The organism is Oleiphilus sp. HI0066, from assembly GCF_001635725.1.
Genome location: NZ_LWFH01001632.1, coordinates 1 through 1,038 on the forward strand (window position 1 = coordinate 1; position 1,038 = coordinate 1,038).

The window sequence follows — 1,038 nt, forward strand, 5'->3', positions numbered from 1 at the left end:
CAAGGCAAATGAACGTGCGCTGAAGGCAAAAATATCTGCTTTGCAGTGGCTAGGTTTGGATGAGCAAAAACAGGAGTTGGAGATTAAGTCGGCTCGTTGTGAGTCGGCGGTCGAAAGCTTGGTGCTTGATAAGGCAACTGGGCAATCAAAAATTGAGGTGTTGCGTTCGAATATAGAAGAGTCTGCCGAAGCGATGCAATCGGTGCAGGCTCGTTACTATCAATCTGGCGCCGAGATCGCAAAGATCGAGCAAGAGTTGAAATTTGAGAGTCAGCGTCTGCAACGAGCTGAGTCTGAACGCATTCGTCTTACTGAGCAGATACGTCTTGCTGAAGATCGCTTGCGGCAAGGGTTGGAAGAAAGAGAGCTTGTTTCCGAAAGTATCGCTGAGATAGAGCCCGAAATTGAGATCGTGATTGAGCAGCAAGAGGCGGCTGAATTAAAGCTTGAAGAATCTGAGATGGCGTACGCCTCTTGGTTAGATCTTAATCAGCAAATGCAAGAAGCTTACACGGATACGCGACATAGTGTGGAGGATGCGAAGTCGAACTTGTCGCGTTTCCAGCGCGAAGCAGATCAAGCAAAGGAACGCGTTGCTTCACTTGATGATGACAAAAATCGCCTTTCAGAAGAATTGGATGTGTTGGGCTATCAAGGTGTGGGTGAAGAGTTAGCTGAGTTGACGTGCGTTTTGGAAGAATCTGAATCAAGCGTTCTCGCTAGGCAAGAAGATGTTGAAAGGCTTGAGGCCGTTGTCCAAGAAAGTCGTGAAGCGACTGCAGAACGAAAAAGTGAAATTGCCCAGAAGCAGGCAGAATTGGTTTCATTAGAAACGATTCAGCGCGATGTAGTATCTAAAGGTAATGTTGGCGCAGGTCTAACTGATCTGCATGCTAAGGCTAAAGGCGAGCTTGAAACCTTAATAGAATCAATTCAGGTCGAGCCAGTATGGGCGCCTGTCATTGAGGGTTTGCTTGGGGATCGGCTATACGCCTATTTATCTAACGATGAAAAAATGGCCGGCTATCTCTTAGATCG

General features: G+C 47.1%; 1 protein-coding gene. It reads left to right on the top strand.

Going from position 1 to position 1,038, the window contains the following annotated elements:
- The coding region (locus tag A3738_RS31545) for a hypothetical protein (protein ID WP_197474039.1) at positions 1-1,038 on the top strand (1,038 nt) is incomplete at both ends.